This is a genomic window from Vibrio sp. R-1 (genome assembly GCF_035615595.1).
GTDB lineage: Bacteria > Pseudomonadota > Gammaproteobacteria > Enterobacterales > Vibrionaceae > Vibrio > Vibrio cholerae.
On the sequence record NZ_WPDC01000034.1, the window covers coordinates 1 to 17,317 of the forward strand.

At 51.9% G+C, this 17,317-nt stretch carries 18 protein-coding genes; 5 read left to right on the forward strand and 13 right to left on the reverse strand.

The genetic code is table 11. The annotated features are described in order from the left end of the window. The first annotated feature begins 129 nt into the window (after positions 1-129). Entirely contained in the window at positions 130-2,451 is a 2,322-nt protein-coding gene (locus GOU96_RS09360; protein WP_142629686.1) for a Tex family protein, read from the forward strand. 94 nt (positions 2,452-2,545) lie between these two features. Here the strand turns inward: GOU96_RS09360 and GOU96_RS09365 are convergent, their stop codons facing one another. Then, positions 2,546-3,016: a hypothetical protein gene (locus tag GOU96_RS09365; protein ID WP_000961393.1), complete on the reverse strand. Its 471-nt coding sequence runs from the start codon at positions 3,014-3,016 to the stop codon at positions 2,546-2,548. Positions 3,017-3,177: 161 nt separating this feature from the next. Continuing rightward, positions 3,178-3,939, reverse strand: a complete 762-nt coding sequence (gene bioH, locus GOU96_RS09370) for a pimeloyl-ACP methyl ester esterase BioH (RefSeq protein WP_043992586.1) — start codon at positions 3,937-3,939, stop codon at positions 3,178-3,180. Here bioH and GOU96_RS09375 point away from each other — a divergent pair. From GOU96_RS09375 to cysQ, 4 genes are all read left to right on the forward strand, one after another. Next, positions 3,875-4,735, forward strand: coding sequence for a ComF family protein (locus tag GOU96_RS09375; protein WP_114812316.1), 861 nt, complete (start codon positions 3,875-3,877; stop codon positions 4,733-4,735). The genes bioH and GOU96_RS09375 overlap by 65 nt on opposite strands. 87 nt (positions 4,736-4,822) lie before the next feature. Then, a complete protein-coding gene (gene nfuA / locus GOU96_RS09380; RefSeq protein WP_000070178.1) occupies positions 4,823-5,410 on the forward strand; it encodes a Fe-S biogenesis protein NfuA in 588 nt (195 codons plus the stop codon). A 139-nt stretch (positions 5,411-5,549) separates the two neighbouring features. Continuing rightward, on the forward strand, positions 5,550-6,098 hold the full coding sequence (nudE, locus tag GOU96_RS09385; protein ID WP_142629687.1) for an ADP compounds hydrolase NudE: 549 nt from the start codon (positions 5,550-5,552) through the stop codon (positions 6,096-6,098). 22 nt (positions 6,099-6,120) lie between these two features. After that, positions 6,121-6,948, forward strand: coding sequence for a 3'(2'),5'-bisphosphate nucleotidase CysQ (gene cysQ, locus GOU96_RS09390; RefSeq protein ID WP_000106799.1), 828 nt, complete (start codon positions 6,121-6,123; stop codon positions 6,946-6,948). A 51-nt stretch (positions 6,949-6,999) separates the two neighbouring features. On the opposite strand, the gene GOU96_RS09395 is transcribed toward cysQ, so the two are convergent. Genes GOU96_RS09395 through gspD form a run of 11 tightly spaced genes read right to left on the reverse strand, consistent with a single transcriptional unit; the run spans position 7,000 to position 17,296 of the window. Further along, positions 7,000-7,758 carry a type II secretion system protein N gene (locus GOU96_RS09395; RefSeq protein WP_002044745.1) on the reverse strand — a complete coding sequence of 253 codons (759 nt, stop codon included), beginning with the start codon at positions 7,756-7,758 and terminating at the stop codon, positions 7,000-7,002. A gap of 1 nt (position 7,759) precedes the next feature. Next, positions 7,760-8,257: a type II secretion system protein M gene (locus GOU96_RS09400; protein WP_170921598.1), complete on the reverse strand. Its 498-nt coding sequence runs from the start codon at positions 8,255-8,257 to the stop codon at positions 7,760-7,762. A 9-nt stretch (positions 8,258-8,266) separates the two neighbouring features. Further along, positions 8,267-9,478 carry a type II secretion system protein GspL gene (gene gspL, locus GOU96_RS09405; protein ID WP_258503377.1) on the reverse strand — a complete coding sequence of 404 codons (1,212 nt, stop codon included), beginning with the start codon at positions 9,476-9,478 and terminating at the stop codon, positions 8,267-8,269. Next, the gene (gspK, locus tag GOU96_RS09410) at positions 9,447-10,457 is read right to left on the reverse strand and encodes a type II secretion system minor pseudopilin GspK (protein ID WP_258503375.1); all 1,011 of its coding nucleotides are present in this window, start codon (positions 10,455-10,457) and stop codon (positions 9,447-9,449) included. Before gspK ends, gspL begins: the two co-directional genes overlap by 32 nt. After that, a complete protein-coding gene (gene gspJ / locus GOU96_RS09415) occupies positions 10,447-11,112 on the reverse strand; it encodes a type II secretion system minor pseudopilin GspJ (RefSeq protein WP_000269343.1) in 666 nt (221 codons plus the stop codon). Before gspJ ends, gspK begins: the two co-directional genes overlap by 11 nt. Then, positions 11,099-11,452 (reverse strand): type II secretion system minor pseudopilin GspI, encoded by a 354-nt coding sequence (gspI, locus tag GOU96_RS09420; protein ID WP_000837699.1) that lies wholly within the window; start codon positions 11,450-11,452, stop codon positions 11,099-11,101. The genes gspJ and gspI overlap by 14 nt, the downstream gene beginning before the upstream one ends. Beyond that, positions 11,442-12,026, reverse strand: a complete 585-nt coding sequence (gene gspH, locus GOU96_RS09425) for a type II secretion system minor pseudopilin GspH (RefSeq protein ID WP_000127545.1) — start codon at positions 12,024-12,026, stop codon at positions 11,442-11,444. The genes gspI and gspH overlap by 11 nt, the downstream gene beginning before the upstream one ends. Before the next feature lie 33 nt (positions 12,027-12,059). Further along, positions 12,060-12,500 (reverse strand): type II secretion system major pseudopilin GspG, encoded by a 441-nt coding sequence (gene gspG / locus GOU96_RS09430; RefSeq protein ID WP_000738789.1) that lies wholly within the window; start codon positions 12,498-12,500, stop codon positions 12,060-12,062. A 40-nt stretch (positions 12,501-12,540) separates the two neighbouring features. Then, positions 12,541-13,761, reverse strand: coding sequence for a type II secretion system inner membrane protein GspF (gspF, locus tag GOU96_RS09435; RefSeq protein ID WP_267781592.1), 1,221 nt, complete (start codon positions 13,759-13,761; stop codon positions 12,541-12,543). Further along, on the reverse strand, positions 13,761-15,272 hold the full coding sequence (gene gspE / locus GOU96_RS09440; RefSeq protein ID WP_000138174.1) for a type II secretion system ATPase GspE: 1,512 nt from the start codon (positions 15,270-15,272) through the stop codon (positions 13,761-13,763). The genes gspF and gspE overlap by 1 nt, the downstream gene beginning before the upstream one ends. Next, positions 15,269-17,296: a type II secretion system secretin GspD gene (gspD, locus tag GOU96_RS09445; protein ID WP_113629230.1), complete on the reverse strand. Its 2,028-nt coding sequence runs from the start codon at positions 17,294-17,296 to the stop codon at positions 15,269-15,271. Before gspD ends, gspE begins: the two co-directional genes overlap by 4 nt. Between the last annotated feature and the right edge of the window lie 21 nt (positions 17,297-17,317).

Here is a 17,317-nt window from a genome sequence, read left to right on the forward strand (position 1 = left end):
CCAAGTAGGAAGGGGATGAGGGCAGAGCGTGATCCATGACTCAAACTCCTCGTCCATTCGAGCTTTGAGCTGGAGTCAGGCGTAACTGCCCCCATATAAACCGAAAATGTCAAAAAGAGACCACCACGGATGAGCAAAGCTATCTGCCACCAGATTGCTCAAGAACTGAATGTTCGCCCTGAGCAAGTTATCGCTGCCGTCACCCTGATCGACGATGGCAATACCGTTCCTTTTATCGCCCGTTACCGTAAAGAGGTGACTGGTGGATTGGATGATACCCAACTGCGCAACTTAGATAGCCGTCTTGCCTATCTGCGTGAGATGGATGACCGTCGCCAAACCATCCTCAAATCGATTCAAGAACAAGGCAAACTCACCCCTGAGCTGGAGCAGGCGATTTTAAGTGCCGACAGCAAAAACCGCCTTGAAGATCTCTATCTGCCTTACAAACCTAAACGCCGCACCAAAGGCCAAATCGCGATTGAAGCGGGTCTTGAGCCACTGGCTGATACGCTGTGGACGCAGCCTAACACTGACCCGGAAAGCGAAGCGGCAAAATACATTAATGCCGAGAAAGGGGTCGCTGACAGCAAAGCCGCACTGGATGGCGCACGCGCTATCGTGATGGAGCGCATCGCGGAAGATGCCAACCTACTGGAAAAAATCCGTCAGCACCTCAATCGCAACGCGGAAATTGTGTCGCGCGTGGTCGAAGGCAAAGAGCAAGCGGGCGAGAAATTTAAAGATTATTTTGATCACCGCGAGCCGATCAGCAAAGCGCCTTCACATCGCGCATTGGCGATGCTGCGTGGCCGTAATGAGGGCTTCTTAACCCTGACGTTGAATGCCGACCCTGAATTGGAAGAGAGTGCGCGCCAATCCTACTGCGAAACTCTGATTGCCGAACATTACGGTATTCATTTGAGCCAAGCGACGGCCGATGCGTGGCGTAAGCAGGTGATCTGCTGGGCATGGAAAATCAAAATCTCCATGCACATGGAAACCGAACTGATGAGTGCGATGAAAGAGCGCGCGGAAATCGAAGCGATTGAAGTCTTCGCCACCAACTTAAAAGATCTACTGATGGCAGCACCGGCAGGTCCTCGCGCGACATTGGGCCTAGATCCGGGTCTGCGCACCGGCTGTAAAGTCGCTGTGGTTGACGCAACCGGTAAAGTGCTGGCAACCGACACCATTTACCCACACGCACCACAGCATCAGTACGATCGAGCTATGCAGTCCATCGCTCTGCTGGTGAAAAAGTTCAACGTGGATCTGATTGCGATTGGTAACGGTACGGCGTCGCGTGAAACCGATGCTTTTGCTGCGGATTTAATCAAGCGCGGCAACCTCAAAGTACAAAAGATCATGGTCAGCGAAGCGGGAGCATCGGTCTATTCGGCTTCAGAACTGGCGGCGAAAGAGTTCCCGAATCTGGATGTGTCACTGCGCGGCGCAGTCTCTATCGCGCGTCGTCTGCAAGACCCGCTAGCAGAGCTGGTGAAGATCGACCCGAAATCAATCGGGGTTGGCCAGTATCAACACGATGTGAGCCAAACCCTGCTCGCGAAACGTCTGGATGCGATTGTTGAGGACTGTGTAAACGCCGTAGGTGTGGATGTGAATACCGCCTCGGCAGCGCTACTGACTCGTGTTGCGGGCTTGTCTGCGGCACTCGCGCAAAACATTGTGGATTATCGTGATGAAAACGGTCGTTTTGAGTCGCGTAGTGCCCTCAAAAAAGTGCCACGCTTGGGGCCTAAAGCGTTCGAACAGTGTGCTGGCTTCCTGCGCATTATGGATGGCAAAAACCCGCTCGACGCTTCAGCGGTGCACCCAGAAGCGTATCCGGTGGTGAAAACTATCGCTGAGAAGAACAGCAAAGATCTGAAAGCGCTGATTGGCAATACAGAGTTCCTGCGCACTCTTCGCGCGGTCGATTACACCGATGAAAACTTTGGTGTACCCACCGTGACCGACATCATCAAGGAGCTAGATAAACCGGGGCGTGACCCGCGTCCGGAATTCAAAACCGCGACCTTTGCTGAAGGCATCCATGAGGTGTCAGATCTGGAAGTGGGCATGGTGTTGGAAGGCGTGGTCTCTAACGTCGCCAACTTTGGCGCGTTCGTGGATATCGGCGTCCATCAAGATGGCTTAGTGCATATTTCTGCGCTGACCGATCGCTTTATCTCAGATCCGCGTGAAGTGGTTAAAGCCGGTGACATAGTCAAAGTCAAAGTGATGGAAGTGGATGTGCAGCGTAAGCGTATCGCTCTTTCGATGCGCTTAAACGATGAGCCGGGACAAGATAACCGTAGCCAACGCAGCGCTGCACCACGCGTAGGGCAAGAGCGCCGCGCGCCGCGCCGTGATGAACCGCAAGGTAATCCACTGGGTGGCGCGATGGGCGGTGCGTTTGCTGCCGCTTTCGCTAAAGCGAAGAAATAGCCAACGATAAACGCATTTCCTAATGACGTAGCCGTTAGGTCGCATAAAAAAATCCCCACCGAAGTGGGGATTTTTATTGCGCGAGATAACTCACCTACAAAACTGCAATCACCTCTGAAGGTGTGTTGGGTGCCACTGCGTGACCATAATAGTATTTGATCACGACACGCCGGCGCGCCATTTTGCCTTCTGTTATCGCCGCATCAATGATGTGCTTAGGTAAGCGAAAACGCATCGCATAACCTTTGCCTTGCTCTTGGCTGTACGAAGCGAGTGCGAGCAGATCAAACAATCGCTCAAGCTCACTTTTCGGTTCATCGTGATGGGAGGTCTGCGCCTCCGCTTCGCCGCCGATATCATAACGTGGGTGTTCTGCTGGATCCCACGATGGTTGCTTGCGACGCTTATCATCCTCTTTGATCTTACGTTCAGCGTTCGATTTGGCCAGTTGTACGGTTGGCGTCACTGGCTCGCGAACACGATTGTCGCGTGCGGCCTGCTCCGTTTGCACGTTCACTGATGGGGCGATCAGCGGCACACTGACATTGGTCGGTGACACTAGCATAGCCGAAACCTCCTCAGCTTCGCCCACCCTCGGCTTTCACTCCGGGTTAGTCTATTTATCGACCTGTTCCGAAAATGATTGAGTCAAATTTTGGTCAGCGCGACAAAATTCACACTCCCCCAAACGACTTGGAGTGACAGCTTAAAGTAGGAAGGGGGGATCTAACGAGTCGCAAACTCGATAAGCTGCTGACAAAACGCCTCCGCCTCCGTCATAAAGGGCGCATGGGAAGATTGGTCAAACATGAACGCTTCACTGTAAGGCGCTAAATGGTTCAAATCACGGGCGACTTTCGCGGGGACTAACCCATCCAACCGACCATACAAACGCAGCATAGGCACGCTGATGTGTTGCAGATCATCACGCAAATCGACTTCGGCGAGCATCGTCAGCCCTGCAAGCAATGATTTGGGATTAGGCATAGGGCGCGACAGCACAGCCTGTTTAAGCACTTTCACATCTTGGCGTGCACTTGGGCTACCCATGGCTTGCAGCGCCATAAAACGCTCAATGGTCACCTGAAAATCGGCCACCAACTGATCGGTAAACGCGGTCAGCACATCCGGTTGAATGCCACGCCAGCTGCCCTGCGCCGCAAATTTGGGTGAGGAAGCGACCGTGACCAATTTGCTGACATAGTCTGAATGGTGCAGCGCCATGTGCGTGGCGACTAAGCCGCCCAGCGACCAGCCGACCCAAATGGCGTTGCGCGGTGCATGCTCTAACAAGGCTTGAGCGATCTCTTCCAAGCTTGCGGCATGTTGCTCGGTACTATGACCATAACCGGGTAAGTCCACCACATGCACTCGAAAATGGGCGCTCAATGCTTGTGCGGTTTGCTGCCACACCGCACCATTCATGCCCCAGCCGTGTACCAATACCAGATCTTGCCCTTGTCCACTGACTTGCCAATACAACGCCATGGTCACAGTTTCTCCGTCTATTTCCATCTTCATCCACTCTACCAATTGGCAAGATGAAGCACATTACCCCGATTCTTGGCTCGCTATGTTAACCCATTGGCTCAGAAAAACTACCGCACCACTGCTGACTCCGGAATGTCATCTCTGCCGACTGGCGCTCGATACAAATTCGCCGTTTGGCGTCTGCTCTGCCTGCCAAGCTTGGCTTGAGCACGGTTATCGCTGCGCACGCTGCGGTTTACCGACTCTTACCTCTGTTGATCAGTGCGGGCAGTGTTTGGGTCAGCCTCCGCCGTGGCGAAAACTGATGTGTGTCGGCGATTACCGCTTCCCACTCAGTGATGCGGTGCATCAACTCAAATACCAACGCCAGTTTTGGCAAGCGCCGCGCTTGGCTAAGCTACTCGCCACCCAGATTAACGAGCCAGCCCCGTTGCTGTGCAGTGTACCGCTGCATTGGCGGCGACGTTGGCTACGCGGCTTTAATCAAAGCGATCTGCTGGCGCGCGAGTTAGCCAATGTGCTGAACATTGAATATGACCACCAACTCTTTGCACGCCGCCGAGCCACACCGCATCAACAAGGACTCAGCAAGGCGCAGCGAATCCACAACCTACGTGATGCGTTTGTGCTGAATCATCCGCCAAACCAACCACATGTTGCGATTGTGGACGATGTGGTGACCACAGGCTGTACGATCCGACATTTATGCGATTTACTGCTTGATGTCGGTGTGCAAAGCATTGATATTTACTGCATATGCCGCACTCCCGAACCGAAAGATAGCCACGGTTGACGTTTTTTAACGCAAAAGGGCTGGATCATCGCTAACTCAGGAGTAGAATGGTGAGCAATAACCTATTCTTTTACTCAGGTATTCGTCGTGTCAAATCCAATTACTATTACTGAATCTGCCCAATCTCACTTCGCTAAGCTGCTGGCTCAGCAGCCTGAAGGCACCAATATTCGTGTGTTTGTGGTTAACCCAGGCACCCAAAATGCCGAGTGTGGCGTATCTTACTGCCCACCGGAAGCCGTAGAAGCGACTGATACGGAATACCCTTTCAGTGGCTTTTCTGCCTATGTTGATGAACTTAGCTTGCCCTTTTTGGAAGAAGCGGTGATAGACTTTGTCACCGACAAAATGGGTTCACAACTGACCCTGAAAGCCCCTAACGCGAAAATGCGCAAAGTTTCTGACGATGCCTCGCTGATGGAGCGCGTAGAATACGCCCTGCAAACCCAAGTCAACCCTCAATTGGCCGGCCATGGTGGCCACGTTCGTCTGATCAGCATTTCGGATGATGGTGTGGCTCTGGTGCAATTTGGCGGTGGCTGTAACGGCTGCTCTATGGTCGATGTGACACTAAAAGAAGGCATTGAGAAAGAGCTGCTGGCTCAATTTGCTGGTGAACTGACTGCGGTACGTGACTCCACCGAGCACGATCGTGGTGAGCACTCTTACTACTAAGCGTTCAGCCTGCCTATCACTCCAATTCGAAGCTGATGTATTCACATCAGCTTTTTTATTGGTGTCTGCATATTGAGCGTTTCAAACTGCGATTATTTCTCATATATTAAGAAAACTTTTTTTGCTCAGGAGTCTGCGTATGTCATCCAAATCTTTACCAGAAATTCTGGATCGTGAAACGGTCGCCAAATCGCGTCTGTTTACTATTGAAGCTTTGGATCTGCGTTTCTCAAACGGTGAACAAAGAACCTATGAACGCATGAAGCCGAGCGGTCGTCATGCGGTGATGATGGTGCCGATCACAGCCCAAGGAGATCTACTCCTCGTGCGCGAATACGCCGCCGGAACGGAGCGTTACGAATTAGGCTTTCCAAAAGGCTTGGTCGATCATGGTGAAACCGCCGAGCAAGCGGCCAGTCGTGAATTAAAAGAAGAAATTGGTTTTGGCGCGCGCCAGTTAACCCCACTCAAAGAGGTGGTGCTCGCTCCTTCTTACTTCTCGAGCAAAATGGTTCTTTTTGTTGCTCAGGATCTATACTCAGAACAGTTAGAGGGGGATGAGCCAGAGCCGTTGGAGATCATTCGCTGGCCTTTAGCACAAGCAGAAGATCTGCTGACCCATCTCGATTTTTGTGAAGCGCGCAGCATCACAGCCTTGCTGTTGGCTCTGCGTTTTCTTCAGGCGTGAGTCACGCGCCTTCGGAGTCACTATGTCTACACCACAGGATCTCTCGCACCTACTGCCGGATGTCATTAACATCGCGCGAGCGGCAGGGCAACTCATCCTCGATATCTATCAAAATAAATCTTATGAAGCCTTCACCAAAAGTGATTCAACGCCCGTCACCAGCGCCGATTTAGCTGCGCATAAGTTTCTCTGTGAGCAGTTGCGCGAGCTGACCCCTGATATTCCGATCCTCTCAGAAGAAGAGGCCAATATCGACCTTGCCACTCGCGAAACATGGCAACGCTATTGGCTGGTGGATCCGCTGGATGGCACTCAAGAGTTCATCGCACGTAGCGGCGACTTCGCGACCATCATTGCGCTCGTGGAAAATAACCATCCGGTGATGGGGGTGGTGTATGGCCCCGTTTCTGGCGTGACTTACTACGCTTACGCAGGCAAAGGGGCGTGGAAGATCCCCGACATGGCGCAGAGCCTCAAAATTCAGACACACAAACATGAGCTGCCGAGCAGCTCGATCGCGATTGCTATCAGCCGTCGCCAAGACATCAACAAAATCACGCGCCGTTTAAGCAGTGCTTGGAATTATGACTTGGTGCCACTGGGCTCTGCAGCACTGAAAGCCTGCTTAGTGGCAGAAGGTGCAGTAGATTGCTATCTGCGCCTTGGTCCAACTGGCGAATGGGATACCGCCGCAACCCAGTGCATTGTCGAAGAAGCGGGTGGGCGCATTCTGAGCACTCAATTATCCCCCCTCTCTTACAATGAGCGAGAAACCTTGGAAAACCCGAACTTCATCGTGCTCGGTGATGCGGATTTACCTTGGAATGAGATCTTAAAAATCAAAGACTAGCCGATAAAATTTCACGCCCAGTTGGGCGTGAAATGAATGGGATAACACATCCTAGAGCTGACCTTGTTGATTGAACGGATAGCGACCTTGCCCATCAGGCTGCGGTAGCCAGCTCAACTGCTCCTTTAAACTCTCAGGAAATTCCGCTTCTGGTTTAAACCACGCTTGTGCTTGATAGCGATTGTCCGGCTGTAAACTGAGGTTAAATTCACTGCTCACCTGCGCGGTTTTTTGGCCACCTTTCAGGGTCACAACGCTCTCTTGGCAGGTAAAATCCGACACGACAGTACCAAGCTGCAGCGCACCAAGCGGCGATTCTAGCTGCGCGGCTGACCAAGCTAAGCTGCCTTCGGCTTGCTGGCAGTAAGGCTCACCAAAGCGGTACTGTTTGACAGCCATCTCCAACTGCCCTTGCGCCATCAGTGGTACGGGTAACGGTAGCCAAGTAATGGCTTGCGCAGCTGGTAAGGAGAGTAAAAAATCATCGGCATAGGGACCACTCAAACCGATCCCCACAACACCTTTCCCTCTTAGTTGTGTGCTGCTGCCGCGGCCAAAGCGGATATCCGCCTCCAACTGCCCCAACAGTAACGCCGAGAGGTGGAGATCCCAGTTGAGATCGCCTAGGCTCATGCCTTGCCAACGAACTTGCGCGGCTTGACCTTGCCACAGAGTGCCCTCTATGCCGGTGAGCTCTAAACCTTCAGGCAGCGGTAGCGGGCTAAGCGCCACTTGGGCAGGCAAATGCACGACAACGCTGGTCATTAACACTGTGGAAAATAACAGACCATAGCCAACAGCACGCTTCATATCAGCCTCCATGCTTCAGTTGCAGACGTTTGACTTCCACAACGCCGTTCACTTTACCACGGTCAATATCAATCGCATCCACGCTCACCCCTTGGCGCTCTTGCAAATACGCAATCCATGAGACCAATTGCGAAAACGGGAGCGGTTGGATCCAGACCTGCATCATTTCGCCGCGCGGCTGCACGCGGATCAGCTCAATATTGAACTGACGCGTCGAGTTAGTGATCACCTGATTGAGTGGTTGATCGCTTGGCGCATCACTGCCCCCTTGCGCACGGAGCGTTACGATGTCGTTGGCGTTTTCACTCACCCAACTCAGTAGCTGTTTTTCGGTTTGTAATCGTGCTTGAGCTTGGGCGGTACGCTCACTCAAAGGCTGCCATATGCCCCAATAAGCGATAGCGAGTACCGTCAGCGCGCCCATGCCCATTACCATCTTTTGCTCACGAGGGGTGACACTTCGCCACCAAGCCTGCACAGGAGCCAATAATTCTTTCATCATTTCTCCTTACTTGGGCTTCACCACAAACACGCCAAACACTTGCTCACCATTTTTATTGAGCTGCCCCTGTTCAACAGCAAAATACTGCTCAAGCTGAGTGCGAGCTTGTTCAAAACTTTGGAAATCACGACTGGTCGCTTCTAGGCGAATCTCACTGCGGTTACTGTCAAATTTGATGCTTTGCAGTTGTAGATTGACCCCTTTCAAAGCCTCAGGCAACGGGCTTAGCCACTTCAAAACGCTGCCCACACTGGCACCGCCAGATAAACGCGCCATCTCATCACTCATCTGTCTTTTCAAATAAGTCACGGTCGGGATTTTCTGTTTATCAGGGAAGATGCTGCGGAAAATCCGCTCACTTTCCGCGCGGTAAGCGTCCGCTTGTGCTTCGTATTGATGCGCCTGAAACAGCGAATAACTGATGGATACCGCGACAAATAGCCCAGCGGCGATCGCCACTTTGCGCCATATTTGCCAATACCGCAACCAAGAAGACTTGAGTTTAAAACTCCCCGTCAGCAAGTTGAACTTGCTAGTTAAGGCCTCCTGAGTCAGCAGTTGCATGACTAAACCGCTCGGCTCATAACGCCACACTTGGGTTTCGGCCAAGCTCAGTTCAGGAAGTGGCGTGAGCGCTTGTAAAGGCAAATACTCACTCTCATTCTGCACCCAATCGGAAGCGGCCAGTAAGCTTAACCACTGCGCGTCCACTGCTATCCCTTGCGTAGTGCTTTTACGCACTAACCACTCATCACCCAATTGCAGGGCGGCTAAACCGTGCTCTGGGCGAGGAATTGCCAGCACATCAGGCAATACGCGCTTCACGTCAAAACCGCACGCTTTGAGATGATCTAGGCAAGCACGCAGCCAAAGACGATCGACACCGACCACATCCGCCGTTTCTCGTCCTTTACTCAGCACACAAAAGTGCACATCTTCCACATCTTGGGCGATTTCATCTTCTAACAAATACGGCAGCATATTTTCAAGCTGACGAGAAGCGCCGGGCGGGATCTCCACTGACGTTAAAATCAAATCACTCGCCGCCAGTAATACCACTACGCTGCGCTGATCGGCATAAGACTCAATTTCATGCAAGGCTTCCCAACCAGCCACTTGGCCGCTGGCAATCACTTCTTGCTGATCGGCAGACCAAACCAGCCAAGGGATATCGGCCTCTTTTTGACTACTCAGTCGAACGGTCAGAAACTCGCTCACTGATCCCTCCAAAGCGGCGGCGTATCACCGTCGCAGTTTTCTTATCGTTACTGTAAAACAGGCTGCGGATCCGCACGCGAGACGTATCGACCAGCACCTGTGCATCTAATTCAAAATAATGGCTATCTACACTGAGGTATTTCTTCGCTTCCTCACGCACCGCGTTATCCACTCCGGTGAGTGCCGATTGGGCCAGAAAATCATCCACACTTGCCCAGCCATCAAAAGGTCGCCCTTCGAGCAAGGTTTTCGCGCTTTCCGGACTCAATGTTGGGCTAAACATGGCCGCCAGCAGTGTCGCTTGCTCAGCGGGTAAGGTGTTCACATTCAAGCGCCATTGATCGGTTGGCAACGCACACACATAAGGTAAGGCTTTATTCATCGTTTCTCCCCCCACCTGTTGTACCGCGCGCCACTCGCTCGCATCGGCCAACCAAGTATCCGCCGCCATATAGGCTGGGGTCATCGATTCATAGTAACTGTCTTCCACCCCATAAGCGGTGCGTACAGAGTCATCTTTATCAATAAACTCTAACGTCGAATCGGCAATCACTTCCGCTTGATAACTCTCCACTTCTAGCCCTTCAAGCAGCGCTTGCAGCACCGTCAGCAAATACGGTTTTTTCACGCTGTCTGGCTTGAGCTTTACCCCCGCGAGTGCATTGAGATTAAAGCAAGCTTGCATATCGCGGATTTTGCCGCGCACCTGTCCGTAATCGAGCGGATAGGTTTGCTCTTTCAAAGCCCAAGGCTGACTCAAATTGATGGTTTCACTGTCTTGGTAGCTCTGCTCAATGCCTTTTTTCGCTAGCGCTTCGACGCCAAGACTGTACCAATAAGCCTGTTGATAGTTGAGCTGATGCGTGGCACGCTGAAACTGACTAAACAGACGTTCGGCCATGGTCGCAGCAATCGAGACCATCACCGCCAATAGGAGCAGAATCACAATTAACGCCACGCCGCGCTGTTTAGCCCGCATTTTCAACACTCTCTTGCGTCATATTGAGTGAGCCGCCCCCCGTAAGGTATATCCGCTCAATCTCACCGTAATCTTTTAGGCGCAAGGTCACTTTCACGGCTTCAGGCAAGGCGTTAGTGGGCACCCACTCCTTACTCCATTCACCTTGCAAATAAAACTGTACTGCCCAATCTTCCACCCCAGTTAACAACGGAGAGATCAGCCCTTGCTGCCCCGCTGGAGTATCTGGATAGCGCCACCAGACCCGCTCTAAGCGGTTTTCAAACAGGCGGTAACCGACTTTCGCCACTTCGCCGCGTGGAAATTGTTGCTGTGGGTTATGCCAACCCAAGCGTACAAACAACAAACCGTGCTGATCCGAATCGAGCAGCGATTCTTTCCATTGTAGGATTTGCTCGCTCGGCGCTTCGCCATCGGTACGAAATTGGCGCAGAGCCATCTGCCGAAAATCGGCATCCATGATCACCATGGCGCGTTGCAATTCAGCCAAACGCGCAGTGCGCTCGGCGGAAATTTCATTGCTGCGTTGGACTTGATTGAGCACCTGATACGCGCCCACACTCAAGCTCGCGAAAATCGCAATCGCCACCAACACTTCAATCAAAGTAAAGCCCGCCATATTCTGGCGAGAGGATACTTGGTTAGTTCGCCACATAGCTACGCACCGTCACGACTGGGGTCGCGCCTTTTTCTGTGGCGACACTGACATCAAAGGCTTTGAGCAGATTGTCGGCGGTTTTGACAGGACTCAGCTTCCAGTACCAAGTCCGTCCGGCCATCTGCTCACTGCCCTCACGCGCCGCTAAAGATTGCGGATTGAGCATCACTTGCGCCATTTGGTTATCCACGACCATGGCCGCAAACATCTTCTCTTCAAGATAATTGACCGTATTGATGTGTTGACTGACCGAGCGGATCACACTGATCGCCGCGGTAGCAAAAATTGCCAGCGCGACCAGCACTTCAAGCAAAGTAAAACCGCGTTTACTCTTCATCACTTTCTCCCGGAGCCAGTAGACGCAGAGTCCCATTTTCTTGCGCGGTCACTCGCCACTGCTCATCGGGCTCCTGCCCTTTAGGGAAAATGCTCAGCGTAAATGGGGTCACTTCGCCACTCGAAAGCACAAACAGTTGCGGAGCCGGTTCCTGTTTTTGCTCTTTTTTCTCATCGGCAAACATCTCTTCATCAAACAGAGAACCGGGATTAAACAGACGATCGTCTTTTTGCCAAGCGCCACCACCGAGTTCAAAGTCGAGCTGTAACCCTTCTTTAAGGGTGGTTTGGTTGGTCATCTTGTCGTTTTGCCACTTTTGCCAGCCTTTGTCGGCGGTGAGTTGCAAAAAAGTGAGACGGCGCGTATCGACATCGATCCGCACGCCAAAATCTTGCCCGCTGAGAATCGCTTCCTCATTGAGCAGCAACAGACGCTGATAAAAACTCTGCGCACTGATTTTGGCTTCATCTTTGACGGAAACCGGAAAGGTGGCGATGACCGCCACCGCACTGACCGAAACCAGCACCAGCACCAGCAAAATTTCCAACAAAGTAAAACCGCGTGTCGCTGTCATAAGGTTTCGTCTGTTACCGCTAATTAGCCAAACTTATTGAAAATCTTGGATATTCCAGTTACCGATATCGGCACCGGTACCTTCGCCACCTTCTTGACCGTCCGCACCTAAGGTGAACACATCAATCGTGCCTTTATCGCCAGGGCTCAAGTATTGGTAGTCGTTACCCCAAGGATCTTTAGGCAGACGCTTGATGTAACCGCCTTCGCGATAGTTACGCGGCTCTGGATTGGTTGGCTTAGTCACTAAGGCTTCCAAACCTTGATCAGTCGTCGGGTAAACGCTGTTGTCGAGCTTGTACATATCCAACGCATTTTCCAGCGCAACGATATCGGTCACCGCTTTCTGTTGATCCGCTTTCTCTTTGTTACCTAAGAGGTTGGGGACAACAAAGCTGGCCAGAATGCCTAAAATCACCACAACCACCATTACTTCGAGCAGGGTAAAGCCCGTTTGTTTACGCATTTTTTTCATAGTTACTCCACACTATGTCGTTTTCGCCGCGCGTGACGACTTAACGACTCATTAAGTTATTCATTTCCAAAATCGGCATCAGGGTCGCCATCACAATAAACAGCACCATCCCCGCCATCAAGGCAATCAAGGCCGGGGTAAAAATACCAAGCGCGATGTTGACTGTTGATTCAAAACTGTTGTCTTGGTTATCCGCAGCACGCGTCAACATGCCTTCTAGCTCACCACTTTGCTCGCCACTGGCAATCATGTGCAACATCATGGGAGGAAAGAGCTTGGTCTGCTCTAGCGCTTTGCGCAGGCTAGAGCCTTCGCGTACGTTTTCGGCCGCAGCCAACACTTGCTGTTTCACAAACTGATTGGTCATCACATCCACCGCAACGCGCATACCATCCAGAATCGGGATTGCACTAGAGGTACAGATCGACAGCGTACGCGCAAAGCGCGCAGTATTCAGACCGCGTGCAATCTTGCCAATCACAGGCAAGGAAATCACTCGGCGATCCCAACGCAAACGAATATCTGGCTTGGTCAGCAACCAGCGCACCAGATAAATCAGCATCAAGAGACCGACCAGCAGCGAAATCCCCCAATGTTGCAGGAAATCGCTGGCATCAAGCAAAAACTGAGTCGATGCTGGCAATGCTTGCCCCATTTGCACAAACTGACCCACGATTTTCGGTACTACCGCTGCCAACAAAAACGCCACGATACCGACTGCAAATACCACCAGCACCACAGGGTAAATCATGGCCTGTTGCAGTTTAGAGCGCATTTTCTGGCGGTTTTCGGCGTAATCCGCTAAACGTTCCAGAACGGAATCGAGGTGGCCAGACTTTTCGCCCGCCGCAACCATAGAGCGAAACAGCTCATCAAACACGTGCGGATAATCGCCAAGACTATCAGAGAGGGTATAACCTTCGGTCACTTTAGCGCGCACCGCCACCAACATGGTGCGAATCCGCGTTTTTTCCGACTGCTCGGCAACCGCGCGTAAACACTCTTCTAGTGGCATACCGGATTGAACTAAAGTCGCCAATTGGCGAGTGATCAGCGCCAGATCCGGCGTACTGATCCCACGCTTAAAGGCAAAACCTTGGCTGCGACTGCGCGCGGCTTTGACTTGAGTCTCCACCACTTCCATCGGTACTAGGCCTTGTTCTTTCAGACGCTGACGTACCTGACGTGCATTATCGCCCTCAATCACGCCTTTTTTATGGCGTCCCTTGGCATCCAGCGCTTTGTATTCAAACGCGGCCATTAGGACTCCTTAGTCACCCGCATCACTTCTTCTAGCGAAGTAATGCCTTGGCGCACCTTATCTAGACCATCATCACGAATGCTCGGCGTGGTCGCGCGAATGTGTTTCTCCATCGCCTGTTCGCCCGCCTCGCTATGGATCAGCTCCTGCAACGCATCATCCACCAGCAGCAGCTCGTGGATACCGGTTCGGCCACGGTAACCTTTGTGGTTACATTTAGGGCAGCCCGTGGCGCGATAAAGGATCAGCGGTTCTTTTTTCTTGCTATCAAACAGTTTGCGCTGCTCTTTGTCCGCCTCGTAAGGCTCTTTGCAATCTGGGCATAAGGTGCGCACCAAGCGCTGAGCCAGAACACCGAGCAGTGAAGAGGAGATCAAAAAAGGCTCGATGCCCATATCGCGCAGCCGAGTCACCGCCCCAACGGCCGTGTTGGTGTGCAGAGTCGACATCACTAAGTGACCGGTCAGCGAGGCTTGCACTGCAATTTGCGCCGTTTCCAAATCACGAATTTCCCCCACCATCACCACATCGGGGTCTTGACGCAAAATAGCGCGTAGCCCCCGCGCGAAGGTCATGTCTACCCTCGGGTTGACTTGGGTCTGACCGATACCATCAATATCAAATTCGATCGGATCTTCTACGGTTAAAATGTTGCGCTCGCTGCTGTTGAGCTCTTGCAAACCCGCGTACAAGGTGGTCGATTTACCCGAACCGGTTGGGCCAGTCACCAGAATGATCCCATGCGGCCGCTTAATCAAACGGCGGAAGTTATCATGGTTATGCGCCGTCATACCCAAACTGTGCAGATCAAGGCGCGTCGCGTTTTTATCCAGCAAACGCATTACCACTCGCTCACCATGTGATGAAGGCATGGTTGAAACCCGCACATCGACCGCGCGGCCACCGATACGCAGCGAAATACGGCCATCTTGTGGCACTCGTTTTTCGGCAATGTCGAGCTTGGCCATCACTTTGACCCGTGAAACGAGCAGCGATGAGAGTTTACGGCTGGGTGCCAGTACTTCGCGCAGCACGCCATCGACTCGAAAACGGATCGACAGTGTTTTTTCAAAAGTTTCAATGTGAATATCTGACGCGCCTTCTTTGATCGCTTCGCCCAACATGGCGTTGATCAGTTTGATGATCGGCGCATCATCTTCACTTTCTAGCAAATCTTCGTTTTGAGGCAGCTCTTCCGCCAGTGAGAAGAAGTCATCACTGTCGGCACCAATGTCTTCCATCAATTGACGCGCTTCTGAAGAATCACGCTGATAGACTTGGGTTAGCTTGCTTTCAAACTCCGCTTGAGAGAGCTCAATCAGTTGGAAAGCGTGCTTGACCACCCGCTTGGTTTCGACGAGCGCCTCCATCGACAACGGCGCTAAGTAATAAATGCTGGCTTGGGAGAAATCCTCATTCCAATCCAGCACCAACTTAAAGCGATTGGCGAAGCTAAAGGGCAGACGACGAATCGACTGTCGCTCAGCTGGAGAGATCACCATTTCGGTCATTGCTTGGCTTCCATCTGCTCAATAAAGGCTTGAATTTCAGGTGAATGGCGGCGGTCATCGCCAAATTTCGGCAACACAGGCACGCTAGCATCATCCAGCAGACGTAAACCTTTTTCGGCGCGGAACAGTTGCTCGGCGCGGATGTAGTTGTATTTACGTTGGGTGATGCCATCGGCCGTCATGCCATCACGAATAATGGTCGGCTTGATAAACACCATCAGGTTTTTCTTTTCCACTTGCGAGCTGGTTGAGCGGAACAGTTGACCCAGCAGAGGAATATCCCCCAAGAGCGGGACTTTGGACTCACTCTCGAGAGCTCGCTCATCAATCAAACCGCCGAGCACCAACATCTGCCCATCTTGCACCATCACAGAAGTGTTGAGCTGACGCTTCGCAAAACGCACGTCTACCGCTCCATTGGCGCCCAACACGTTTGAGACTTCTTGCTCAATCTTGAGCTGGACTGAGTTGCCTTCGTTGATCTGCGGCACCACTTTAAGCTTGATACCGACTTCTTTACGATCCACGGTTTGGAATGGGTTGTCGTTATTGGAACCAGCAGAAGAACCCGTGATAACCGGCACTTCTTCACCCACGATAAAGGAGGCTTCACCGTTATCCATCACCGTAATGCTGGGTGATGACAAAATATTCGAGCTGGAATCATTAGAGACCGCGTTGATTAAAGCCGTCCAGTCGCCCATCGCGATACTAACTGCAGCACCTTGCAAACCAGACAGGGCTGATGCCAACTTGGAGTAATCGCCTTTGGTTGTGGTCTCTTCGTAGTATTTGATCTCACCCGTTTCACTATTACGGATCGGTTTTTTCTCCGTGGTGTCTTTGGCTTCTTCAAGGCCGATCATCACATTGCCAATCGACGCACCAGTGTTGCCATATTGGATGACTGAACCACTTTCCAGCGAGCCCCACTGCACACCAAGGTTGATCCCATCACCCTCTGCCATTTCGACAATCAGCGCTTCAATCAATACTTGCGCGCGGCGAATATCTAGCTGTCCAATCACTTCCAGCATCGCATTCATAATGTCTTGCGGCGCAGTAAGCACTAACGAGTTGGTGTCAGCGTGCGCGGCAATCATCACTTCATTACGTTTTGAAGTGGTCGGCTGTCCGGTGCCTTTTTCCGCTTGCAGGTTCTCAGACACCCCTTTCAGTACTTCGACCAGATCTTCAGCTTTAGCGTATTTCAAATACACCACGCGGTTATTGCCTTTGGCCGCCATCTCGACATCCAACTGCTTGATCAGACGCTTGAGGCGCTCGCGCACTTTCGGATCACCAGAAATCAAAATCGAGTTGGTACGCTCGTCTGCCACAAACTTGGGCTTTAAGAATTCAGGGGTGTTTTGCGCGTCTGTCGTTTTGTTGAGCGCTTCAACAATCCGCACCATTTCAGCAGCCGATGCATTATTAAGCTCAACCACTTCAATCTCTTTGTCACCGGCTTGGTCAACGCGACGAATAATTTCCGCTAAACGGTTCACTACCGCAGCTCGCCCCGTGATCAAAATGATGTTCGCCGGATCGTAGTGCACTACGTTCCCCGCCCCTGCGTTATCAATCAGTTGGCGCAGCAAAGGGGACAACTCGCGTACGGAAACGTTTTTCACCGCGACCACTTGGGTAATGACTTCATCGCCATTGGCGCGCTCTTCACCACTCAACACCGGAATGGCAGAGGTCTTTGCATCTTTCGATTTGATGACTTTCAGTACGCCATTATCCATTTCAACGACAGCGAAACCGTACACTTCGAGCACACTGAGGAAGAAACTGTAATATTGCTCTTCGTTTAAGGTATCAAAACTGCGCACATCGACTTTGCCACGTACCGAAGGGTCGACAATGATGGTTTTCTCAAGATTGCGTCCCACAATATTGATAAATTCTTGAATGTCGGTGCCTTTAAAGCTGGCGCTAAACTCGTTTGCCATCGCTAGAGGGGTAGACAGCAAACTGCCCGCCAACAGCCATGAACTTTTTTTCAGCCAATATTTCACTGGGAACTCCCTTGCCTCACT

Bases quoted from the DNA above. Each gene is read 5' to 3' on its own strand.
- GOU96_RS09360 (WP_142629686.1), top strand. From the start codon at position 130: ATGAGCAAAGCTATCTGCCACCAGATTGCTCAAGAACTGAATGTTCGC.
- GOU96_RS09365 (WP_000961393.1), bottom strand. From the start codon at position 3,016: ATGCTAGTGTCACCGACCAATGTCAGTGTGCCGCTGATCGCCCCATCA.
- GOU96_RS09375 (WP_114812316.1), top strand. From the start codon at position 3,875: ATGCCCCAGCCGTGTACCAATACCAGATCTTGCCCTTGTCCACTGACT.
- bioH (WP_043992586.1), bottom strand. From the start codon at position 3,939: ATGGCGTTGTATTGGCAAGTCAGTGGACAAGGGCAAGATCTGGTATTG.
- nudE (WP_142629687.1), top strand. From the start codon at position 5,550: ATGTCATCCAAATCTTTACCAGAAATTCTGGATCGTGAAACGGTCGCC.
- cysQ (WP_000106799.1), top strand. From the start codon at position 6,121: ATGTCTACACCACAGGATCTCTCGCACCTACTGCCGGATGTCATTAAC.
- GOU96_RS09395 (WP_002044745.1), bottom strand. From the start codon at position 7,758: ATGAAGCGTGCTGTTGGCTATGGTCTGTTATTTTCCACAGTGTTAATG.
- GOU96_RS09400 (WP_170921598.1), bottom strand. From the start codon at position 8,257: ATGAAAGAATTATTGGCTCCTGTGCAGGCTTGGTGGCGAAGTGTCACC.
- gspK (WP_258503375.1), bottom strand. From the start codon at position 10,457: ATGCGGGCTAAACAGCGCGGCGTGGCGTTAATTGTGATTCTGCTCCTA.
- gspJ (WP_000269343.1), bottom strand. From the start codon at position 11,112: ATGTGGCGAACTAACCAAGTATCCTCTCGCCAGAATATGGCGGGCTTT.
- gspI (WP_000837699.1), bottom strand. From the start codon at position 11,452: ATGAAGAGTAAACGCGGTTTTACTTTGCTTGAAGTGCTGGTCGCGCTG.
- gspH (WP_000127545.1), bottom strand. From the start codon at position 12,026: ATGACAGCGACACGCGGTTTTACTTTGTTGGAAATTTTGCTGGTGCTG.
- gspG (WP_000738789.1), bottom strand. From the start codon at position 12,500: ATGAAAAAAATGCGTAAACAAACGGGCTTTACCCTGCTCGAAGTAATG.
- gspF (WP_267781592.1), bottom strand. From the start codon at position 13,761: ATGGCCGCGTTTGAATACAAAGCGCTGGATGCCAAGGGACGCCATAAA.
- gspE (WP_000138174.1), bottom strand. From the start codon at position 15,272: ATGACCGAAATGGTGATCTCTCCAGCTGAGCGACAGTCGATTCGTCGT.